The following is a 19,109-nucleotide window of genomic DNA, read 5'->3' on the forward strand; positions in this document are numbered from 1 at the left end:
GCGCGGCGGGTCCAGGCCAGGGCGGCGCGGACTTCGTCGGACCAATCGCGTTCGCTCCAGCCGGGTTGGGTGGGGTCGTCGGTGCCGAGGGCGACCATCGCTCGGTAGAACCCGGCCCGGGAGTGGCTGTGCTGTCGGTGCCAGGCCTCGACCACGGTGAGCCGGTCGGGCAGCGGCAGGGTGAGCGGGTCGATCCGAGCCAGGGCAGCGGCGAGCGCCGGGCCGGGCGGGAGGTCCGCCAGGTCCTGGATCAGCTCGGTCTGCTGCACGGATCGAACATACATTCGAGCACCGACAAGTTCCGGCGCTCGCTGTCCCGCCCGTTCCCGAGCGGTGCCGCCTCTGGTCGCTGGGCTCCCTTCGCCCCAGGCTTCGCTGCGTTCACCCACTCCGAGCACTGCCGCTGTGCACGCGCGCTCATCAGGACGACCCTCCGACCGCTGCGGCCGCCCGTCGGTGACGGCCATGACCCGCACAGCTGCTGGTACCCGACTCGGCGATGAGGAACGAGGCGGCGTCGAGTCTCTCCTCCGAACCCGAACCCTAACCCGAACCCGGACCCGGACCCGGACCGAGGAGGAGACGCGATGGACGACGCCACCCGCACCGCGGCCCTGGAACGCTTGGAGCCGTTGGTGGGGGAGTGGGCGGTCGAGGCGCGGTTCACCCTCACCCCCGAGCCGATCCGCGGGACCCTCACCTTCGCATGGGAGCTGGGCAGGAAGTTCCTGCAGCAGCGGTCCACCACGAGCCATCCGGCGGCGCCGGGCGTCCTCGCGCTGCTGTCGGTGCCCGAGGAGGGCGACGGGCACGAGTACGTGCAGCACTACTTCGACTCACGCGGCGTGGTCCGCGTCTACCGCATGACGTTGCGCGACGGCGAGTGGACGCTTCTCCGGGACCGGCCGGACTTCACCCCGCTGGACTTCGCGCAGCGCTACACGGGCACGTTCGGCGACGCTGGGCGGACGATCACGGGCCGATGGGAGAAGTCACACGACGGCGGCGCGACATGGGAGCACGACTTCGACCTTGCCTACCGCAAGCTCACCTGATCGGCAGCGTGCCCGGCTGCGACCCCGGCCGCCGGCCCCGGCCCCGGTCGCTGGCCCCCGGCAACCGCCCCAGGTCCTTGACGAGGCTGCCCCGGTCTCGCGGTCATCGTCCTTCCACCGCAAGGCGTTCGGCGCACCGGGCGATGCCCTGCCTGATCATGCTGCCGTACCCGTCGTCGCCGAGGGCGTCGACCGCCCGTTCGGCCCGGGCGAGGTGATCGCGGGCGCGCCCGGCATCGCCGAGGCGGCGGTGGACGTCGGCGAGGTTGAGGTGGAGCGACGGGTAGAAGCCCGCCACCGCGAGGGAGTGGTGGTGCTGCTGCGCGCGCTCGTCCGTCAGCTCGTCCGCGGCCGCGAGCGCGCGGAGGTCCCACCGCAGCTCCTCGGCCAGGTCCTCCTGCACGTCCGCCGCGTAGTGCGCGAGCGCGCACCGGTGCAACGGGTCGCCGCGCGGCCCCAACCGCTCCCAGAGCTGCGTGAACCGCGCCCGCGCCTCCGCCGCCGAGCCGGTCTGCCCCAGCTCGACCACCTGCGCGATCTCCGCCATCACCGGGTCCGGGTGCTCCACCTTCGCCCTCCTCGTCCGTCCGGATCGGACCCTACGGAGGAGGACCGACAGTTCCGGACCCGCGGTGAGCGAGGATCCCCTCGTGTCCCCGCTCACGGCATTGCTCGCCTTCGGTGCAGGGCTGGTCGTCGCCGTGGTGACCACGCCCGTCGGGGTGTCCGGCGCGGTCTTCCTGCTCCCGGTGCAGTTCGACCTCCTGCGGGTGCCCAGCCCTGCCGTCACCCCGACGAACCTGCTGTACAACGTCGTCGCCACCCCCGGCGCCCTGCTCCGCCACCACCGCACCGGCGCGCTCGGCGGCCCGCTGACCCGGCGGCTCGTCGCCGGGACGCTGCCTGGGGTCGTCGTCGGGACCCTCGTGCGGGTGTTCCTCGCGCCCGGTGACCGGGTGTTCCGCGTGCTGGCGGCCGCGCTGCTGCTCGGCATCGGGATCTGGCTGTGCCTGCGGATCCGGGACCGCCCCGCACCCCCGCGCGAGCTGCGGGGGCCGGTCGTGACCGGGCTCGGCGCCGTCGTGGGGGTCGTCGGCGGGATCTACGGCATCGGCGGCGGCTCGCTGCTCGGACCGATCCTGGTGGGGACGGGCATGTCCGTCGCGACGGTCGCCCCCGCGGCCCTCGCGGCCACGTTCCTCACCTCGGTGGCCGGCGTCGCGACCTACGGCCTGCTGTCCCTGGTCGTCGACTGGCCGGTCGGGCCCGACTGGATCACCGGGCTGTGCTGCGGCGCCGGGGGCCTGATCGGCGGCTACCTCGGCGCCCGCCTCCAACCGCGGGTCCCGGAGACGGCGCTGCGCACGTTGCTCGGGGTCCTGGCGATCGGGCTCGCGGTGACCTACCTCGTCCAGGCCGCCCGCGGCTAGCGCGTCAGCCCGCCGTGGAGGCCGTGTAGGTCGGCGCGGGCAGGTCCAGCACCCGCGAGTTGCGTTGCCGCCACACCAGGTACGCGATGCCGAGCCGGGTGCGGCCGATGCCGTCGAACGGGTCGAACCCGACGACGTCCGTGATCGCGTCGAGCCGGGTCTGCAGCGTGCTGTGGTGCACCCCGGCCAGCCGCGCGGCCTGCCGGACCGACCCCGCGCGGACCAGCGCGTCGAGCGTGGCCGGGCCCCAGGCGTGCCCCATGACCTCGTCGAGGGGGCGACGTCGGGGAGGTCGGCGTCGAGCGGGGCGTCGGCGAGCAGCTCGATCACCCCGCCGTAGCGGTCGGCGAGCACGCAGGGTGTGGCCGGCGGCGCGCACAACCGCAGCGCGACGACGGCGGTGCGGAACGAGCGGTGCAGGTGCTCCACCGTGGTCGCGATTCCGATCCCCGACGGGCTCGCGCCGCACCGTGCCCGGTCCTGCGGGACGACGAGCGCGTGGATGGGGCCGTACGGGGTGGCGACGACGTCCTCGGCGCCGGTCGGGTGCTCCGCCCACACCGCGAACAGCGGCGCGGCGAGCACGCGGTACTTCGCCCCGGGCGCGAGGTGCAGGCGGGCCGCGGCGGTGCGGCGCTCCTCCACGGGGACCGAGCGGTCGAGCAGGAGGCCCAGCTCGCGCCGGTTGTCGGCGTCCCGCCGGCCCCGCCCGTGCCGGATCCGCACGGCCAGCGCGAGCCGCTCGAGGATGATCGAGTCGTTGGCGTGGGCGGGTCCCTCGCGCTCGAGCCACACCGTGAGGCCGTCGCAGTGGATCGACGAGTCCGCCGGTGGCAGTGCGTGCCCCTCGGCGAGCTCGCCCTTGGGCGTGACCCGCACGGCCCTCGGCGGCAGGTCCTGGCAGAACCCCGCCGTGCAGCCCGCGAGCGAGGCGGCCGCGCTGAGCAGGCCGCGGGTGTTGACGTTGCCCACGACGAGCTCGTCGAAGCAGGCGATCACCCGCAGGCTCACGCTGGCCTGGGGGTCGAGGGCGGAGATGCGGCCCAGGAGCTCCTGCACGACCACCTCACGACGTCGTTCCGAGGGGCCGAGTGTAGTGGCCCGGGTCACCCGTCAGTACGGGTCAGTCGGCCAGGATCTTCTCCACCCAGGCCTTGCGGGTGCGGATCATCCCGCGGGCGAGCGCGGTGTGCGGGGCGAAGATGTCGAAGGCGTGGAAGCCGCCCGCCCAGACGTGCAGCTCGGCGTCGCCGCCCGCGGCCCAGATCCGGTCGGCGTACGCGATCGCCTCGTCCCGGAAGATCTCCGCCGCCCCGACGTCGACGAACGCCGGCGGCAGTCCGCGCAGGTCGGTGGCCCGGGCGGGCGCGGTGTAGGGCGAGACGCCGGGGCCGCCGCGGGCCTCGCCGAGCAGCGCGGTCCACCCGGTCTCGTTGCTGACCCGGTCCCACACGCCCACGCCGTCGAACTGCCGGGTGGACGGCGTGCCGCCCCGGTCGTCGAGCATCGGGTAGTCCAGCACCTGCCCGCAGAGCGCTGGCCCGCCCCGGTCCCGGGAGGCCAGGGTCATCCCCGCCGCGAGGCCGCCGCCGGAGCTGGCGCCGGCGACCAGCAGCCGGTCGCGCCGGATCCCGAGCACCTCGGCGCTCGCCGCGACCCACTCGAGCGCCGCGTAGCAGTCCTCGCGCGGGTACGGGTCGGGGAACTCGGGCGCCAGCCGGTACTCGACGGTCACGAGCACCGCGCCGAGCCCGTCGACCCAGTCCAGCACGAGGTCCGCACCGCTGAACCGGTCGCCGAACATCAGCCCGCCGGAGTGCACGAAGAGCACGCCGGGCCGGGGCGTGTCGATCCCCGCCGGCCGCAGCACGGACACGGCGAGCGGGTCCCCGCGATGCCCCGCGATCACGTGCTCGCGCCGCTCGATCGCCCGCCCGCGCAGTGTGTCCTCGATCGGCGGGGACGCGTACGAGCGCCGCATGAAGGCGATCAGGTCGGGCGTGATCGTCGGCGGGAAGACCCCGCCGACCACGGCCAGGCCGGCCTTCAGCTCGGGGTCGAACTCCGGGCGCGCGACCGCCGTCATCGTCGGGGCCTCCTCCGGACGGGCCCGCCGCGGCCGGCGCACCGGCCGCGGCGGGGCGGGGATCAAAGGGCGGCGTAGAGCGCGGACTCGAAGTCCCCGTAGAGCTTCCAGGCCTCGTTCTCGGTGATGAACGGCAGCGAGTTGGTGTAGATGGACGCACAGACCCCGGATGCGCGGTCGACGAAGAAGTGGGTGTTGAACAGCCCCGCCCACGCCCCGGTGCCCGCGCGTCGGCCCCCGGGGACGTCCCGGGTGTTCAGCAGGAGCCCGAGGCCCCACTTCCACCCCGGCCCGACGCGCAGGGCGTCGGTGATCGGCGGGTCGGCCGTCGGGATCTCGGCGGGGAAGTCCAGGTCGCCGATCTGGTTGGTGAAGGCGGCGTCGACGGTCTGCTCGGTGAGGATCCGCGTGCCGTCGAGCTCGCCGCCGCGCAGCAGGGCGCGCTCGAAGCGGATGTAGTCGCGCGGGGTGGAGTAGAGGCCGTGGCCGCCGGCGTACCAGTCCGGCTGCTGCGGCAGCAGCTCGCCGGCCGAGGTCCAGTTCCCGTCCTCGCCCCGGACGTGGACGGTCACGCAGTTCTCGCGGCGGCCGTCGTCGAGCAGGAACATCGTGTCGTCCATGCCGAGCGGGCCGGTGATGCCCTCCTTGATCACCACGTCCAGGCCCTGGCCGGCGACTGCCTCCACGACCTTGCCCAGCCAGTCCGTGTTGATCCCGTAGACGTACTGCGTGCCGGGGTCGGCGACCAGCGGCGCCTTGAACGCCTCGGCGCCGCCCAGGACGTTCGGCAGCCCCGTGACCTTCTGGTACCTGTCGAGCGCCTCGTTCCAGAACCAGTACCCGAGGCCCGACGTGTGCGTGATCAGCTGCTTCACGGTGGCGCGGCTGCCGGCGGGGCGCAGCTTCGGGGTGTCGCCGTCGAAGCCCTCGAGGACCTGGATCTCGGCGAACTCCGGGCAGTAGGTGTCGACGGGCGCCTCGAGCTCCAGCTCGCCCCGCTCGACCTGCTGCAGCGCCGCGGTCGTCGCGACCATCTTGGTCATCGACATGATCCGGAACTGGGTGGAGGTGGAGACCTCCTCGGTGGCCTCGCCGACGATGCGGGGGCCCGCCCCGCCCTCGTAGATGATCCCGTCGCGGTCCGCGGCGATCGCCGCGACGTGCGGCACCGCGCCGGACTCGACCGCCTCCCGCAGGACCCGGTCGATGCCGCTTCCGTCGATGGCAGGACTCATGCTGACCTCCGTTGGTCATGTCGGGGAATCGGGTCGATCGTGCCGACCCGCCGCGCCCCGCGGTACCGACGATCACGCGCAGCTTCGGGTGCGGCGCCCGCCATTCGTCGGGTCGGAAGGGGCTGCCGGAGCGGCCCCGTCGTCGCCAGGATCGGGGGATGGTCCGGCGAGCCACCGTCACCGACGCGCGGGCGATCGCGCGCGTGCAGGTCGAGTCGTGGCGGAGCGCGTACGAGGGCCTGATGCCCGCGGAGCTCCTCGCCGCGCTCTCGGTCGACGAGCGGGAACGGATGTGGCGCGGGGTGCTGGGCTCGTCCGGCGCCGCGGTGCTGGTCGCGGAGGAGTCCGGCGCACTCGTCGGCTTCGTGGCGGTCCGTCCCCGCCCGGGCGATCCGGACGTCGGCGAGCTCCTGGCCCTGTACATCGCCCCCTCGCAGTGGCGACGCACGATCGGCACGCTGCTGCACAACGCTGCCGTCGAGCACCTGGCCCGGCAGGGGTGCGCGCGGGCCGAGCTCTGGGTGCTCGACGGCAACGAGCGCGCCGCGGCCTTCTACCGCGCCCGCGGATGGATACCGGACGGGCGGAGGCAGCGAGAGGAGCGGCCGGACGGCTTCGTGTTGCCCGAGCACGGGATGAGCCTCGACCTGCGCAGGACCGGCGGGACGGCCCGCCGGGTGTGAGACCGGCGGCCGTGCACACGGTGCCGACCGGCGCTCAGACCGTCGCGCCGTTCCAGTGGATCTCCCCGTCCGGCCAGTCCTTCTCGGTGACGGGCAGGACCAGCGTCGTCCTGGTGATCTCGTCGACGAAGGGGCGCGGCTCCGTGGTGTCGTCCGGCGAGTAGACGGAGCGCCGGGGCGAGAGCCGGCGCCAGCCGCCGCGCTCGTAGAAGGCGACGTGGTGCTCGGCGCACATGAGGATGCCGAAGGGCACCGCCAGCTCGCCGAGGAAGGCGCGCACCCGGTCGAGCAGTGCCAGACCGACGCCCTGCCGTTGCAGCCCGGGCCGCACCGCCACCAGGCCCACCACCGCGGTCAGCTGGTCGGTGCCGTCGACCTGCAGGAAGCGCCGCAGCACCCCGGCGTGCGCGGCGGGCCCCTCGCCGTCCCGGCCCATGACCCGGGCCTCGGGCCGCACGTAGGACCACGTCCGCACCCCGCCGAAGAACTCGGGGAGGTGTGCGTAGGCCGCGCGGAGCAGGACCGCGAGCTCCGCGTGTTCGCCCATCGTGATCCGGCCCTCGCGACATGCACTCCACTGCACGCCCCGACCCTCGCAGAGATCGCCGCCGGCGGCCGGATGGAGCAGCGTTCCAGCCGGTCACGGGCGTGATGATCGTGCGGGGAACGGTGGCCCGAGGGGACCCCGGGCCCCGGGCGGAGGCACCTCCGGTCGACCGGGTCGAGGGGTGTGCTCCACCGGACGCGTGAAGGACGGCCGAACGGGGTACTGCCGCATCATGACCATGGTCGAGGCGAACGAGAGGACGGACGTGGCCGGACGTCGCGTGGACGGCCAGCCCGCCTCGCTCGTCGCCGCGTTCCGGGACGCCACCTGCCTGCCCGGTCTGCGCGCCTGGCTGCGCGAGCAACTGGCACCCACGGACACCCTGCTCGACGCCGAGCTCGTCTGCACCGAGCTCGTGACCAACGCCGTCGAGCACGCGGGGGGCCCGCGGCGGCTGCGGGTCACCGTGCTCGACCGGGTCCGGATGCGGATCGAGGTCGACGACGCCGGCGCGGGTGACCCGCTGACGGTGGGGGAGTCACGGCTCGGCGCGCACCGCGGCCGGGGCCTGACCATCGTCAACGCGGTCTCGCGCTGGGGCGTCCGCCGCACCCGCACCGGCAAGACCGTCTGGGCCACGCTCGAGCTGGCCTGAGAGCCGATCCGGACGATCGACGAATTTCCGGCAACACCGTTTCCGTTCCGGCGCGGAGGGGTAGCCGAAAGGTGATCGTCGTGGGCCAGACTCGGTACCGGCGCCGCGTGGCCGGGGGTCCGGCGCCCGCGACGACTCCGGATCTGCCTCGCGCGCGCAACTGGGGAGCTACGCGCGCACCCCCGGAGGTAAGGCGGCCCGGCCGGCTCGACGGCGGCCGGGCCGCGCCCCGTTCTCAGCCCCTCGTGCGCCGCCCTCAGGCGGTGTCGCGGGCGGCCGACCGGCCCGCCCCGCGCCCGCTGAACAGGCAGCCGCCGAGGAAGGTGCCCTCGAGGGAGCGGTAGCCGTGCACGCCGCCGCCCCCGAAGCCGGCCACCTCGCCGGCCGCGAACAGTCCGGGGACCGGCGTGCCCGCGGTGTCGAGCACCCGGCCGGACAGGTCGGTCTGCAGCCCGCCGAGGGTCTTGCGCGTCAGCACGTGGAGCTTGACGCCGATCAGCGGGCCCGCCTTCGGGTCCAGGATCCGGTGCGGGGACGCCGTCCGTCCCAGCCGGTCGCCGCGGTAGCGCCGGGCGTTGTGGATGGCGCTGACCTGCAGGTCCTTGGTGAACGGGTTGGTCATCTCGCGGTCCCGGGCCACGATCTGCCGCTCGATCTCGGCCGCGTCCAGCAGCGGCTCGGCGGTCAGCTTGTTCATCCCGTCGACCAGCTCGGCGAGTGTCGTGGCGACCACGAAGTCCTCGCCGCGCTCCTTGAACGCCTCGACGGGCGCGGGGGCGCCGGGCCGGATCCGGCCGAGCGTCGCCCGGACGTCCTTCTCGGTGAGGTCCGGGTTCTGCTCCGAGCCCGAGAGCGCGAACTCCTTCTCGATGATCTTCTGCGTCAGCACGAACCAGGAGTGGTCGTGACCGGTGGCGCGCAGCGCCTGCAGCGTGCCGAGGGTGTCGAAGCCGGGGAAGTACGGCGCCGGCAGCCGGCGGCCGGTGGCGTCGAGCCAGATCGACGACGGCCCCGGCAGGATCCGGATCCCGTGCCCGGCCCAGACGGGGGCGTGGTTGCGGACGCCCTCGGTGTAGTGCCACATCCGGTCGCGGTTGACGATCCGCCCGCCCGCTGCCTCGGTGATGCCGAGCATCCGGCCGTCGACGTGCGCGGGGACGCCGGTGACCATGTGCTCCGGCGGCATGCCGAGCCGCGCCGGCCAGTTCGCGCGGACGAGGTCGTGGTTCGCGCCGATCCCGCCCGAGGTCACGATCACCGCCTGGGCCCTCAGCTCGAAGGTCCCGGTCTCGACGCGTGAGCTGGCCGCCCCGCGTGCGGCCGGGCTCGGCTCGAGCACGGCGCCGGACACGCCGTCGACCACCCCTCCGGTGCTGGTCAGGGCGTCGACCCGGTGCCGGAACCGCAGCTCGACCAGGCCGGCGCGCTCGGCGTCGCGCACCGCGGTCGCGAACGGCTCGACCAGACCCGGCCCGGTGCCCCAGGTGACGTGGAAACGCGGGACGGAGTTGCCGTGCCCGTCGGCGAGGTAGCCGCCGCGCTCGGCCCAGCCGACCAGCGGGAACCAGCGCACGCCGAGGCCGTGCAGCCAGGCGCGCTTCTCGCCGGAGGCGAAGTCGACGTAGGCGGTGGCCCACTGCCGGGCCCAGAAGTCCTCGCCGGCCGGGTCGTCGACCTCCCGGTCGAAGCCCGCGCTGCCCAGCCAGTCCTGCAGGGCCAGCTCGGCCGAGTCCCTGATCCCCATCCGGCGCTGCTCGGAGGAGTCGACGAGGAACAGCCCGCCGAACGACCAGAACGCCTGGCCGCCCAGGTTCGTCTCCGGCTCCTGATCGACCAGCACGACCTTGCGGCCCGCGGCGGCGAGCTCGGCGGTCGCGACGAGACCGGCCAGCCCGGCCCCCACGACGATCACGTCGGCGTTCACGGTCCCACCCTGGCCTCCCGCGGCCCCGGCGGCAATCCCGACAAATCGGCGTGACCGATGACTTCCGGGGACGCGCGGGGTCGGCCCTCGTGACACCGATCCGAGGAGGAGACCCATGACCCTGCCGGAGATCGTGACCCGGGAGGAGTGGCGGGCGGCCCGCCTGGCGCTGCTGGAGCGCGAGAAGGAGCTGACCCGGGCGCGCGACGCGCTGAGCGCCGACCGCAGGCGGCTGCCGATGGTCGAGATCGAGAAGGACTACGTGTTCACCGGCCCGGACGGCCGGGTCGGCCTGCTCGACCTGTTCGAGGGCCGGCTACAGCTGCTCGTCGGGCACTTCATGTTCAAGCCGGAGTGGGAGGACGGCTGCCCGAGCTGCTCCGCGGGCGCCGACGAGGTCAACGAGGGGCTGCGGGAGCACCTCGCGGTCCGGGACACCACGCTGGCCTACGTCTCGCGCGCGCCCCTCGGGAAGATCGAGCGGTACAAGGCGAAGAAGGGGTGGACCTTCCCCTGGTACTCGTCGTACGGCAGCGACTTCAACTACGACTTCCACGTGACGCTCGACCCCGCCGTCGCACCGGTCGAGTACAACTTCCGCACCGCGGAGGAGCACGCCGCGGCCGGCACGGGCTACTACGTGGAGGGCGACTTCCCGATCGAGGGGCCCGGCCTGTCCTGCTTCCTGCGGGACGGCGAGCGCGTCTTCCACACCTACTCGCAGTACGCCCGCGGCGCCGAGTGGATCGGCGGCTCCTACGCCTTCCTGGACCTCACGGCCCTCGGGCGACAGGAGGAGTGGGAGGAGCCGAAGGGGCGGTCCGCGGCCGCGCGGCGCACCGGCCCGAGCTTCGCGGGCTGAGCGGTTCTCCTCACGTCGACGTCATCATCTCGACGTACGTCCGTCCATCCGCGTAACGCCGGTCCCTCACCGCGCGAGGTATGGGCACACCGCGTGTTGCTGGGGAGCGAGCAGGCGCTGCCGGGCGCCGCGATCCGGACCCTCGGGAGGATCGCGGCGCCCCTTCTCCGTGCCGGTCCGTTACCGCGCAGGGCGGTCCTTCGCCGTGGTCCGCGCGGCGAGCGGGCCCTTCGAGCGGCGCTGCAACCAGCCGCGGGCCTGGTTCAGCGTGCGGCTCACCGTGTTGGGCCCGCGGCGCTTCTCGATCAGGTCCGCGACTTTGCCCGACAGCCAGCCGCCGACCGGGACGGCGATCGCGAGGATCAGCCACATCCGCAGGCGGCGGGAGAAGAAGGCCCACATCGGTCCGGTGCTCCTGGGGGTCGTGCCCGGGACGTTCCCGGGCGGGACCGTGAGGTTAGGCCGCGCGCCGACGGGCCGCACCGCGGAGATCCGAACGCGGGCGTCACGGGGGTGACCCCCGCGCGTCCGGGTCGTTGCACGGGGAAGAAGGGCGGCCCGCGACGGCCGCGGTCGACGGCGACCGCGGCCGGGCCGCCGGACCGCGCGGGTCGGCCGGCCCGCGCGACACGGAAGGACCACGTCGTGCCGAACCTCGGTGGCTGGGAGATCGTCATCCTCGTCGGTGTGCTGCTGCTCCTCTTCGGGGCGAAGCGGCTGCCGACCATGGCCCGCTCGGTCGGGCAGAGCGCCCGGATCTTCAAGGGGGAGATGCGCGGGCTGCGCGCCGACGCCCCCGAACCCACGGTGAACGCCCAGCCGCCGGCCCCGACGGCCGCGCTGCCCGTCGTCGCCGCGGAGGCGGCCGCCGACAAGGCCGCCGCCAAGGCCGCCGACAAGGCCGAGGACCGGGTCGCGTAGCGGCTCAGGAACCGAGCACGGCGCTGCGCGCCGGGTCCTCCGAGCCCCAGGCCGCCAGCCCGGTCTCGACGAGGGGGACCCGGACCAGCCCCGCCACCTCGTCGAGCGGGACCCAGGCCGCCCTGTCGGTGGTGCCGCCGACCTCGTGACGCAGTTCACCGCCAACGACGTGCGCGGCGTAGACGATCCGGATGCCGAACATGTCCAGCGGCTCGCCCGCGTGGCTCACCGCGTCCGGGAAGTGCACCGAGTCGACGGTCAGCAGCCGGTCGAGCGCGACCGTGAAGCCGGTCTCCTCCTCGACCTCCCGCACCGCGCCGGCGCGCGGGTCCTCGCCGTGGTGCAGCCCGCCGCCGGGCAGCGTCCACTCGGGCCCGCGGGGCCCGGTCCAGCGGGCGAGCAGGACCTGTCCGTCCTCGACGCAGACCGCGTAGGCGGCGGGCCGGACGAGCCGGCGGGGCGCGGGTTCGGGGTGCGGCACCCGCCGAACCTAGCGCGCGGCCGACGGGTGACCCTCCCGACGCCTTCAAGATCCCTCTGACCTGCGAATCCTCGGTACCGTATCTCGGGTGTCGGCAGACCGCCCGCTCGTCCTCGGCGTGCTGGTGTACGTCGCGGTCGCCGCTGCGCCGACGCTCCTCATCTGGGGGGTGGCGCGGTTCTTCCCGGTGCTGCTCGGGCTGCCCGACCTGCTGCGCCGGCTGTGCCGCCGCGGGGGCCCGCCCCCGGTCACCGGGCAGTCCTTCGAGTCGCTGGTCGCCGACCTGCACCGGTTGCGCCGCGAGGTGCGGGGCCGGCAGCCCACCACTCACGTCCGCCGGGTCGCCCTGATGGCGGCCTACGACGACGTCCTCCACGATCTCTGCCGGGCCGTCGGCATCGCGCGCCCGCCGCTGTGCGAGGTCCCCGAACGCGAGCGGCCCTTCGCCCGGCTGCAGACCGAGGCGGCGATCGAGGAGGCCGGCGTGGTGCTGGACCCGCCCGATCGAGGCTCCGCGGCCGCATGACCGCCGCGTGACCGACGCCCGCCCGCGCGTCTGGGTAAAGTCGGCTTTACCGAGTGGGAACCGATCGGGTCCCGCCGGCGTTGACCACGTAGCGCGGCGAGACACGCGACGAGGAGGAACCGGTGCGCACCACCAGCAACCCGGCGTTCCGCAACCTGCCATCGGGGCAGGGCGGCTACGCCACCTTCGACCGCCAGGGCGGCGGCATGATGGGCGGCGGGGCCGCCTATGCCGACTCCCGGGCCTCGCGCGCCGAGTTCGGCCGGGCGGGCGCGAGCGAGCGGCCCCTGACCGTCGACGACGTGGTGATCAAGACCGCGATCACCGGCGGCGTGGCGCTGGTCGCAGGGATCCTGACGGCCTGGTCCGGCCTGTTCGGCCTGGCCCTCCCCGCGATCATCGTCGGCTTCGTCGTGTCGCTGATCGTGATCTTCAAGCAGAGCACCAACCCGTTCCTGGTGCTGCTGTACTCGGCGTCGATGGGTGTCGCGCTCGGCGCGCTCACCGGGGCGCTCGAGTTCTCCGGCACGAACTTCCAGGGCATCGGCTTCCAGGCGATCGTCGGTACCGCCGGCGTGTTCGTCGGCATGCTGATCGTCTACAAGACCGGCGCCGTCCGGGTCACGCCGCGGTTCACGAAGTGGCTGATCGGCGCGTCCATCGGCGTCGTGCTGCTGATGCTCGCGAACATGGTCATGAGCTTCTTCACGATCGGCGGCCTCGGCCTGCGGGACGGGTCGCCGCTGGCCTACCTGTTCAGCATCGTCTGCATCGGCGTGGCCGCGTTCAGCCTGATGCTGGACTTCGACATGGCCGACCGGGCCGTCAAGGAGGGCGCGCCGGCGAAGTTCGCCTGGTACATCGCCTTCGGCCTGATGACCACGCTGGTCTGGCTGTACATCGAGATCCTGCGGCTGCTGAGCTACCTCCGCCAGGAATAGGGGTCGGCTCCCGGGGAAACCGGGACCCGGCCGGGTTCCCCCTCCACCCGGCCGGAGGGCGCCGCGGAGGGCCTTCGGGCCGTCCGCGGCGTTCCTGTGTGTCCGCGGCTCCCTGACGACGGTTGTCAGGGATCCGCGGGACGCTCACTCCCATGGCCTCCTGGAAGGACGTCGAGGAGCAGGCTCCGGAGCTGGCGGCGCGCGCCCGCCGGCTCTTCGACGCGCACACGCACAAGACCATCGCCACGCTGCGGGCGGACGGCGCGCCGCGCATCTCGGGCATCGAGGCGCAGTTCGACGCGGGCGAGCTGACCTTCGGGTCGATGCCGGACTCGCGCAAGGGCGCGGACCTGCGCCGCGATCCGCGGTTCGCGCTGCACAGCACGTCCGTGGACCCGCCGGAGGGCGCCCCGGCGGAGTGGGCGGGCGACGCCAAGATCGCCGGCCGGGCGGTGGCGACCGGGCCGCTGGACGGGGAGGTCTCCGGCGACGCGTTCCGCGCCGACGTCACCGAGGTCGTGGTGACGTGCCTGAACGAAGCGGCGGACCGGCTCGTCGTCGAGTTCTGGCGCGAGGGCTCCGGGGTCCGGCGCGTCGAGCGCGAGTGAGGCTCCCCTGACGTTTCCGAGCGCGGTGCCGTGCGACGGGCTGCCGCACGGCACCGCGCTCACCCCTCGTTCAGCCAGGTCCTGAGTTTGGCGAGCGCGCGGTGCTGCGCCACCCGCACCGCGCCGGGCGTCGAGCCGACGGCCGTGGCCGTCTCCTCCGCGGACAGCTCGCCGAGCACGCGGAGCACCACGATCTCCCGCTGCTGGGCGGGCAACCGGTCGATCAGCGCCATCAGCTCCGTCATCTGCGCCGCGCCGACCGCCGCGGCCTCGGGCCCGGCCCGCACGTCCGTGGCCTCCGGCAGGTCGTCGGACGGGTCGGAGCGGTCCCGGGCCGCCGAGCGGTACGCGTCGGCGATCTTGTTGCGCGCGATCCCGTAGGCGAAGGCCATGAACGGCGTCTCCAGGTCCCGGTAGCGCGGCAGGGCCGTGCAGACCGCCATCACCACCTCCTGGGCGACGTCCTCGGGGGTCGCGAGCCCCGGCGCCCGGTGCCCGAGCCGGCCCCGGCAGTAGCGGACCAGCAGGGGGTTCGCGGCGCGCAGCAGCGCGTCCAGCGCGCGCCGGTCGCCGTCGGCGGCGACCCGGGCGAGATCCGTGAGGCGGGCGTCGAGCTCGGCGGTGCGGTCGGGGATCCGACGGGCGGGGCGCCGGCCGGGGGCCCACGACCCCGTCCCGTCCTCCCCGCGGGACCCCTCCTCGCCCGCGTGCACCCGACGTCTGCCTCCTCGGTCCTCGCAGCGGGGCACGGGACGGGAACGGGGCCCGCGGCGCCCGGCGGTGGTGGGCGCCGCGGGTGCTCGAGACCGGGCCTGGCGACCCGGACGGGGAGCGCGGCGACGTGGGCGACGGCGGCGTGCCCCTCCGGCCGCCGCCCGCGTCGGAATCCCGGAATCTAGTCCGAACGGACGGCCGACGTGCTCCGGAGAGACGCCCGAACGGGGACTCGTACAACTTCGTACAGCCGGTCCGGCCCCTGACGTCGCCATCCGGCACCGGTGCCGGACGACGCACGCGACCGCCGTGCCGCCCTATCCTGCCCCGGCACCCGGGGACGGCCCCCGGGCGCGGGCGCCGAGGGGGAGCCGGGGTATGCCGCCGCAGCCGTCCGGCGATCCGGACGCCGTCGCCGACCGGGCGGGGCTGGCCGAGCAGCTGGGCCGGATGAAGGACGCGACCGGGCTGAGCTTCCGCGCGCTCGCCAGGCGCACGCAGGAGTCCGGCGTGCCGCTGCTGCCGTTCACCACCTTCCGGGACTACGTGCAGGGCCGGTCGCTGCCCTCGCCGGTCCGGCTCGACGCCCTCCTCACCGCGTTCGGCGTGGCCGCCGACGACCCCGTGCGCGAGCGGTGGCGGGCCGCGCTGCGGCGCGCGGCCGCGGCGCCGTCGAAGCCGCCGCCCGGACTGCGCCCGTATCCCGGCGCCGCGCCGGTTGCGGGGCCGTTGTTCGGGCGCAGTGCCCTGGTGGCCGAGGTCGTCGGGCGGGTCCGGGACGCGCGGGCCTCGGGCGGGGTCGTCGTGGTGACCGCGCCGTCCGGAGCGGGGACGAGCTCGCTGCTGCGGGCCGGGGTCCGGCCGGCGCTCGGGGACGCCGTCGGGGCGGCCCCGGACGCCGATCTCGCGGCCCTGCTCGGTGAGGCACGGACCGTGCTGGTCGACGACGTCCACCGCGCCGCGGAGGCCACGGCGCTGCGGGAGGTGCTCGGCGCGGTGCCGGCCGGGCGGGTCGTGCTGCTCGGGATCCGCGAGGACGCCCTGGCCGCGCTGGGCGAGCCCGGGCACGATCCGGTGCGCGTGCCCGGGATGTCCGCGGCGCAGCTGCACCAGGTCGTCACCGGACCCGCCCGTGCAGCCGGGTTCCCGGCCGCCGACGGGCTGGCCGAGCTCGCGCTGGGGGAGCTCGAGGTGCCGCCCGGAGCGCCGTCGTCGCCGCCGGGGGCGCTGCCGCTGCTGGCCCTGGCCCTCGCCGCCGCCTGGGAGCGGACCACCGCCGCCGGCGGGCCGGAGATCACGATCGCGCACCACCGCGAGGCGGGCGGCGTGCACGGCGCGGTCGAGCGCACCGCCGAGGCGGCGTACGCGGCGCTCCCGCCGGAGCGGCAGGCGCTGGTCCGGCCCCTGCTGCTGCGGCTAGTCCGGGTGCCGGGGACGGCAGGCGTCGCCGACCCCGTGCGCCGGCGCATCCGCCGCTTCGGGCTCACCCACGGGCTCGCCGCCGGGGCGGCCGCCGAGACCGACGCGACCGTCGAGGCGCTGGTCGCCGCCCGGATCCTGGTCGCCGGCGAGGGCACGCTCGAGCTCGCGCACGACGTCGTGCTGCGGGCGTGGTCGCGGCTGGCCGACTGGGTGCGGGAGGACCGCGAGCGCCGGCCGGCGCGCGGGACCGTCACCGACGGAGCGCGGATCTGGCACGACAGCGGGCGGGACGAGGGCACGCTCCTCGGCGGTCGCGCACTGGCCGGGGCGTCGGCGTTCGCGGCGGCGGAGCCCGCCGAGCTCTACCCGCTCGAGCACGAGTTCCTCGCCGCGAGCCGGGAGCGCGAGGAGGCGGGCGGGCCGCGGCGGACCCGGCGGCTGCAGGTGGCCGTCGCGGTGCTCGCCGTGCTGCTGGTGGTCGCGATGGCGGCCACGGCCTACGCCCTCACCCGGCTCCCGGCCGACCGGAGCGGGCACGGCGGCACCCCGCCGGGTGACGCGGGCGTCGTGGTGGCTGCCGGTGCGGAACCGCGCGCTCCGTCGCCCTGAGCCATCGGGCACGATGGCGGCATGCGCTACGCCGAGCACATCTCCGACCTCGTCGGGAACACCCCGCTGGTGAAGCTGGGCGGCATCGCCGAGGGCCGGTCCCCGCTGGTGCTGGCGAAGGTCGAGTACATGAACCCCGGCGGCAGCGTGAAGGACCGCATCGCGCTGAAGATGGTCGACGAGGCCGAGGCGTCCGGCGAGCTGCGGCCCGGCGGCACGATCGTCGAGCCGACGTCGGGCAACACCGGCATCGGCCTGGCCATGATCGCCCAGCGCCGCGGCTACAGGTGCGTGTTCGTCTGCCCGGACAAGGTCGGCGAGGACAAGCGCAACGTGCTCAAGGCCTACGGCGCCGAGGTCGTCGTGTGCCCCACGGCGGTCGACCCCGACCACCCCGACTCGTACTACTCGACGTCGGACCGGCTGGTCCGCGAGATCGAGGGCGCCTGGAAGCCGAACCAGTACGCCAACAAGAACAACCCGGCGTCGCACTACGAGGCGACCGGGCCGGAGATCTGGGAGCAGACCGAGGGCCGGATCACGCACTTCGTGGCCGGCATCGGCACCGGCGGCACGATCTCCGGCACCGGGCGGTACCTCAAGGAGACCTCCGGCGGGCGGGTGCGGGTGATCGGCGCCGACCCGGAGGGCTCCGTGTACTCGGGCGGGACCGGGCGGCCGTACCTGGTCGAGGGCGTCGGCGAGGACTTCTGGCCGACGACCTACGACAAGGAGGTGTGCGACGAGATCGTCGCCGTCTCCGACGCGGACTCCTTCCACATGACCCGCCGGCTCGCCCGCGAGGAGGCGCTGCTGGTCGGCGGCTCGTGCGGGATGGCCGTGGTCGCGGCGCTGCGCGTGGCGGAGACCGCCCCGCCGGACTCGGTGATCGTCGTCCTGCTGCCCGACGGCGGCCGCGGCTACCTCGGCAAGGTCTTCAACGACTCGTGGATGGCCAGCTACGGCTTCCTGCCGCCCAGCGCGGGCGCCACGGTCGGGGACGTGCTGCGGCGCAAGGACGGCACGCTGCCCGACCTGGTGCACGCGCACCCGAACGAGACGGTCGCCGACGCCGTCCACTACCTGCGGGAGTTCCACGTCTCGCAGATGCCGGTGGTCCGGGCCGAGCCGCCGGTGATGGCGGCCGAGGTCGTCGGGTCGGTGGTGGAGCGGGACATCCTCGACCTGCTGTTCACCAACCGTGCCAAGCTTTCCGACCGGCTCGACCAGCACATGTCCCCGCCGCTGCCCACGATCGGCGCGGGGGAGCCGCTGGAGACGGCGATGGGGGCCTTCGCCACCGCCGACGCCGCGCTGGTGCTGGTCGACGGCAAGCCCGCCGGCGTCGTCACCCGCTCGGACGTGCTGTCCTTCCTGGGCTGACCCCGGCGGGCGGCGAGGCCGATCGCCGCTCACAGGGACCCCTCAGCCGGCGCGGCTACCGTCGGGGCCATGCGGAGATCCCTGCTCGCGACCGTGCTCGGCGCGGGCGCCGCCGCCGTCGTGCTGCCGGACCGGCTCGGGCTCGACCGGCGGCACCCCTTCACCGCGTTCGGGGCCCTGCGTCCGCACACCACGGCCGCGGCGGCCGTCGCCGCGGGTGTCCTGGCCCTGGCCCGGCCCACCCGGCCGGCCGCGCTCGCGGTCGGCGCGGTCGCGGCCGCGGGAGCGGCGGGACTGGTCGGACGGGTCGTGCCGCGCCGGCGGCCCACCGGCACCGCGAACCTGACCGTGCTGGCCGCCAACGTCTGGGACGGCCAGGCCGACGCCGGCGCGCTCGCCGCCCTGATCGCGCGCGAGCGCCCCGACCTCGTGTCGCTGCCGGAGTCCGGGCTCGAGTACCGCGACAAGCTCATGCCGCTGCTCGACGGCCTCGGCTACCGCTCCTGGGTCTCCACCGAACCCGGCAAGCCCGACGGCTGGTCGGTCACCCTGCTCGTCGCGGAGCGGATGGGCGACGTGGAGGTCGGCTCCGGGCCGGAGCTGCGCCGCCAGCACCTCTGGGCGCGCGGCGGGTTGCTGGGCAACCGCCGCTTCCACGCGGTGCACCCGCAGGCGCCGATGGCCCGCTGGCAGGCCCGCGTGTGGTCCCGGGACATGGACAGCATCGCCCGATGGTGTGCCGCGCTGCCCGCGCCGATCGTCGCCGGGGACTTCAACGCCACGCTCGACCACGGCCCGCTGCGCCGCGCGCTGACCGGCGTGCGCGACGCCGCCGAGGGCACCGGCAGGGGCCTGACCGGCACGTACCACGCCGGGCTGCCCCGGTGGGCCGGCATCCGCATCGACCACGTGCTCGTACCGCGCGAGGCGACCACGACCCGGTACGAGATCGTCGACCTCCCGGGCACGGACCACCGGGCGGTCCTGGTGGGCATGGAGGTGCCGGGACCCGCGTAGCCTCGCGGCC

Annotated in this window: 22 protein-coding genes; 12 read left to right on the forward strand and 10 right to left on the reverse strand. The window is 74.9% G+C overall.

What is annotated here, in order from left to right:
* A partial coding sequence (locus PKE99_RS20485) for a hypothetical protein (RefSeq protein ID WP_271214900.1) occupies positions 1 to 269 on the reverse strand: 269 nt, incomplete at its 3' end.
* Between the two features lie 318 nt (positions 270 to 587).
* Between PKE99_RS20485 and PKE99_RS20490 the strand changes: the two genes are divergently transcribed.
* Positions 588 to 1,055: a hypothetical protein gene (locus tag PKE99_RS20490; RefSeq protein WP_037043052.1), complete on the forward strand. Its 468-nt coding sequence runs from the start codon at positions 588 to 590 to the stop codon at positions 1,053 to 1,055.
* Positions 1,056 to 1,158: 103 nt separating this feature from the next.
* Here PKE99_RS20490 and PKE99_RS20495 read toward each other — a convergent pair whose 3' ends face one another.
* A complete protein-coding gene (locus PKE99_RS20495; RefSeq protein WP_037043050.1) occupies positions 1,159 to 1,623 on the reverse strand; it encodes a hypothetical protein in 465 nt (154 codons plus the stop codon).
* 64 nt (positions 1,624 to 1,687) lie between these two features.
* On the opposite strand from PKE99_RS20495, the gene PKE99_RS20500 reads away from it, so the two are divergent.
* Positions 1,688 to 2,485, forward strand: coding sequence for a sulfite exporter TauE/SafE family protein (locus tag PKE99_RS20500; RefSeq protein ID WP_197040537.1), 798 nt, complete (start codon positions 1,688 to 1,690; stop codon positions 2,483 to 2,485).
* 4 nt (positions 2,486 to 2,489) lie between these two features.
* Here PKE99_RS20500 and PKE99_RS20505 read toward each other — a convergent pair whose 3' ends face one another.
* The 3 genes from PKE99_RS20505 to PKE99_RS20515 form a co-directional block, all read right to left on the reverse strand.
* Positions 2,490 to 2,747 carry a helix-turn-helix domain-containing protein gene (locus PKE99_RS20505; RefSeq protein WP_197040536.1) on the reverse strand — a complete coding sequence of 86 codons (258 nt, stop codon included), beginning with the start codon at positions 2,745 to 2,747 and terminating at the stop codon, positions 2,490 to 2,492.
* Positions 2,748 to 3,608: 861 nt separating this feature from the next.
* Positions 3,609 to 4,571: an alpha/beta hydrolase gene (locus PKE99_RS20510; RefSeq protein WP_081923931.1), complete on the reverse strand. Its 963-nt coding sequence runs from the start codon at positions 4,569 to 4,571 to the stop codon at positions 3,609 to 3,611.
* Between the two features lie 62 nt (positions 4,572 to 4,633).
* Positions 4,634 to 5,806, reverse strand: coding sequence for a serine hydrolase domain-containing protein (locus tag PKE99_RS20515; protein ID WP_051737092.1), 1,173 nt, complete (start codon positions 5,804 to 5,806; stop codon positions 4,634 to 4,636).
* A gap of 158 nt (positions 5,807 to 5,964) precedes the next feature.
* Here PKE99_RS20515 and PKE99_RS20520 point away from each other — a divergent pair, with 158 nt between their 5' ends.
* A complete protein-coding gene (locus PKE99_RS20520) occupies positions 5,965 to 6,489 on the forward strand; it encodes a GNAT family N-acetyltransferase (protein WP_051737091.1) in 525 nt (174 codons plus the stop codon).
* 34 nt (positions 6,490 to 6,523) lie between these two features.
* On the opposite strand, the gene PKE99_RS20525 is transcribed toward PKE99_RS20520, so the two are convergent.
* Complete coding sequence (locus tag PKE99_RS20525) at positions 6,524 to 7,072, reverse strand: GNAT family N-acetyltransferase (protein ID WP_269322956.1); 549 nt, start codon at positions 7,070 to 7,072, stop codon at positions 6,524 to 6,526.
* A gap of 196 nt (positions 7,073 to 7,268) precedes the next feature.
* Between PKE99_RS20525 and PKE99_RS20530 the strand changes: the two genes are divergently transcribed.
* A complete protein-coding gene (locus tag PKE99_RS20530) occupies positions 7,269 to 7,691 on the forward strand; it encodes an ATP-binding protein (RefSeq protein ID WP_051737089.1) in 423 nt (140 codons plus the stop codon).
* 256 nt (positions 7,692 to 7,947) lie between these two features.
* Here the strand turns inward: PKE99_RS20530 and PKE99_RS20535 are convergent, their stop codons facing one another.
* Entirely contained in the window at positions 7,948 to 9,615 is a 1,668-nt protein-coding gene (locus PKE99_RS20535) for an FAD-binding dehydrogenase (protein WP_037043047.1), read from the reverse strand.
* A gap of 115 nt (positions 9,616 to 9,730) precedes the next feature.
* Here PKE99_RS20535 and PKE99_RS20540 point away from each other — a divergent pair, with 115 nt between their 5' ends.
* Complete coding sequence (locus PKE99_RS20540; RefSeq protein WP_037043045.1) at positions 9,731 to 10,477, forward strand: DUF899 domain-containing protein; 747 nt, start codon at positions 9,731 to 9,733, stop codon at positions 10,475 to 10,477.
* 180 nt (positions 10,478 to 10,657) lie between these two features.
* On the opposite strand, the gene PKE99_RS20545 is transcribed toward PKE99_RS20540, so the two are convergent.
* Positions 10,658 to 10,879 carry a hypothetical protein gene (locus tag PKE99_RS20545; RefSeq protein WP_037043043.1) on the reverse strand — a complete coding sequence of 74 codons (222 nt, stop codon included), beginning with the start codon at positions 10,877 to 10,879 and terminating at the stop codon, positions 10,658 to 10,660.
* A 243-nt stretch (positions 10,880 to 11,122) separates the two neighbouring features.
* On the opposite strand from PKE99_RS20545, the gene tatA reads away from it, so the two are divergent.
* Positions 11,123 to 11,398, forward strand: coding sequence for a Sec-independent protein translocase subunit TatA (tatA, locus tag PKE99_RS20550; RefSeq protein WP_037043042.1), 276 nt, complete (start codon positions 11,123 to 11,125; stop codon positions 11,396 to 11,398).
* A 4-nt stretch (positions 11,399 to 11,402) separates the two neighbouring features.
* On the opposite strand, the gene PKE99_RS20555 is transcribed toward tatA, so the two are convergent.
* The gene (locus PKE99_RS20555) at positions 11,403 to 11,879 is read right to left on the reverse strand and encodes an NUDIX hydrolase (protein ID WP_037043041.1); all 477 of its coding nucleotides are present in this window, start codon (positions 11,877 to 11,879) and stop codon (positions 11,403 to 11,405) included.
* 88 nt (positions 11,880 to 11,967) lie between these two features.
* Between PKE99_RS20555 and PKE99_RS20560 the strand changes: the two genes are divergently transcribed.
* From PKE99_RS20560 to PKE99_RS20570, 3 genes are all read left to right on the forward strand, one after another.
* A complete protein-coding gene (locus PKE99_RS20560) occupies positions 11,968 to 12,405 on the forward strand; it encodes a hypothetical protein (protein ID WP_037043039.1) in 438 nt (145 codons plus the stop codon).
* Positions 12,406 to 12,527: 122 nt separating this feature from the next.
* The gene (locus tag PKE99_RS20565) at positions 12,528 to 13,346 is read left to right on the forward strand and encodes a Bax inhibitor-1/YccA family protein (RefSeq protein ID WP_037043038.1); all 819 of its coding nucleotides are present in this window, start codon (positions 12,528 to 12,530) and stop codon (positions 13,344 to 13,346) included.
* 152 nt (positions 13,347 to 13,498) lie between these two features.
* The gene (locus PKE99_RS20570; RefSeq protein WP_037043035.1) at positions 13,499 to 13,954 is read left to right on the forward strand and encodes a pyridoxamine 5'-phosphate oxidase family protein; all 456 of its coding nucleotides are present in this window, start codon (positions 13,499 to 13,501) and stop codon (positions 13,952 to 13,954) included.
* 59 nt (positions 13,955 to 14,013) lie between these two features.
* On the opposite strand, the gene shbA is transcribed toward PKE99_RS20570, so the two are convergent.
* Positions 14,014 to 14,589, reverse strand: a complete 576-nt coding sequence (gene shbA / locus PKE99_RS20575) for an RNA polymerase sigma factor ShbA (protein ID WP_037043249.1) — start codon at positions 14,587 to 14,589, stop codon at positions 14,014 to 14,016.
* A 457-nt stretch (positions 14,590 to 15,046) separates the two neighbouring features.
* Here shbA and PKE99_RS20580 point away from each other — a divergent pair, with 457 nt between their 5' ends.
* From PKE99_RS20580 to PKE99_RS20590, 3 genes are all read left to right on the forward strand, one after another.
* Entirely contained in the window at positions 15,047 to 16,699 is a 1,653-nt protein-coding gene (locus PKE99_RS20580) for a helix-turn-helix domain-containing protein (protein ID WP_037043033.1), read from the forward strand.
* Between the two features lie 21 nt (positions 16,700 to 16,720).
* Positions 16,721 to 18,082 (forward strand): cystathionine beta-synthase, encoded by a 1,362-nt coding sequence (locus tag PKE99_RS20585; protein WP_037043031.1) that lies wholly within the window; start codon positions 16,721 to 16,723, stop codon positions 18,080 to 18,082.
* A gap of 69 nt (positions 18,083 to 18,151) precedes the next feature.
* Complete coding sequence (locus PKE99_RS20590) at positions 18,152 to 19,099, forward strand: endonuclease/exonuclease/phosphatase family protein (RefSeq protein WP_037043029.1); 948 nt, start codon at positions 18,152 to 18,154, stop codon at positions 19,097 to 19,099.
* The last annotated feature ends 10 nt before the right edge of the window (positions 19,100 to 19,109 follow it).

The sequence above is a fragment of the Pseudonocardia halophobica genome, assembly GCF_027922425.1.
GTDB lineage: Bacteria > Actinomycetota > Actinomycetes > Mycobacteriales > Pseudonocardiaceae > Pseudonocardia > Pseudonocardia halophobica.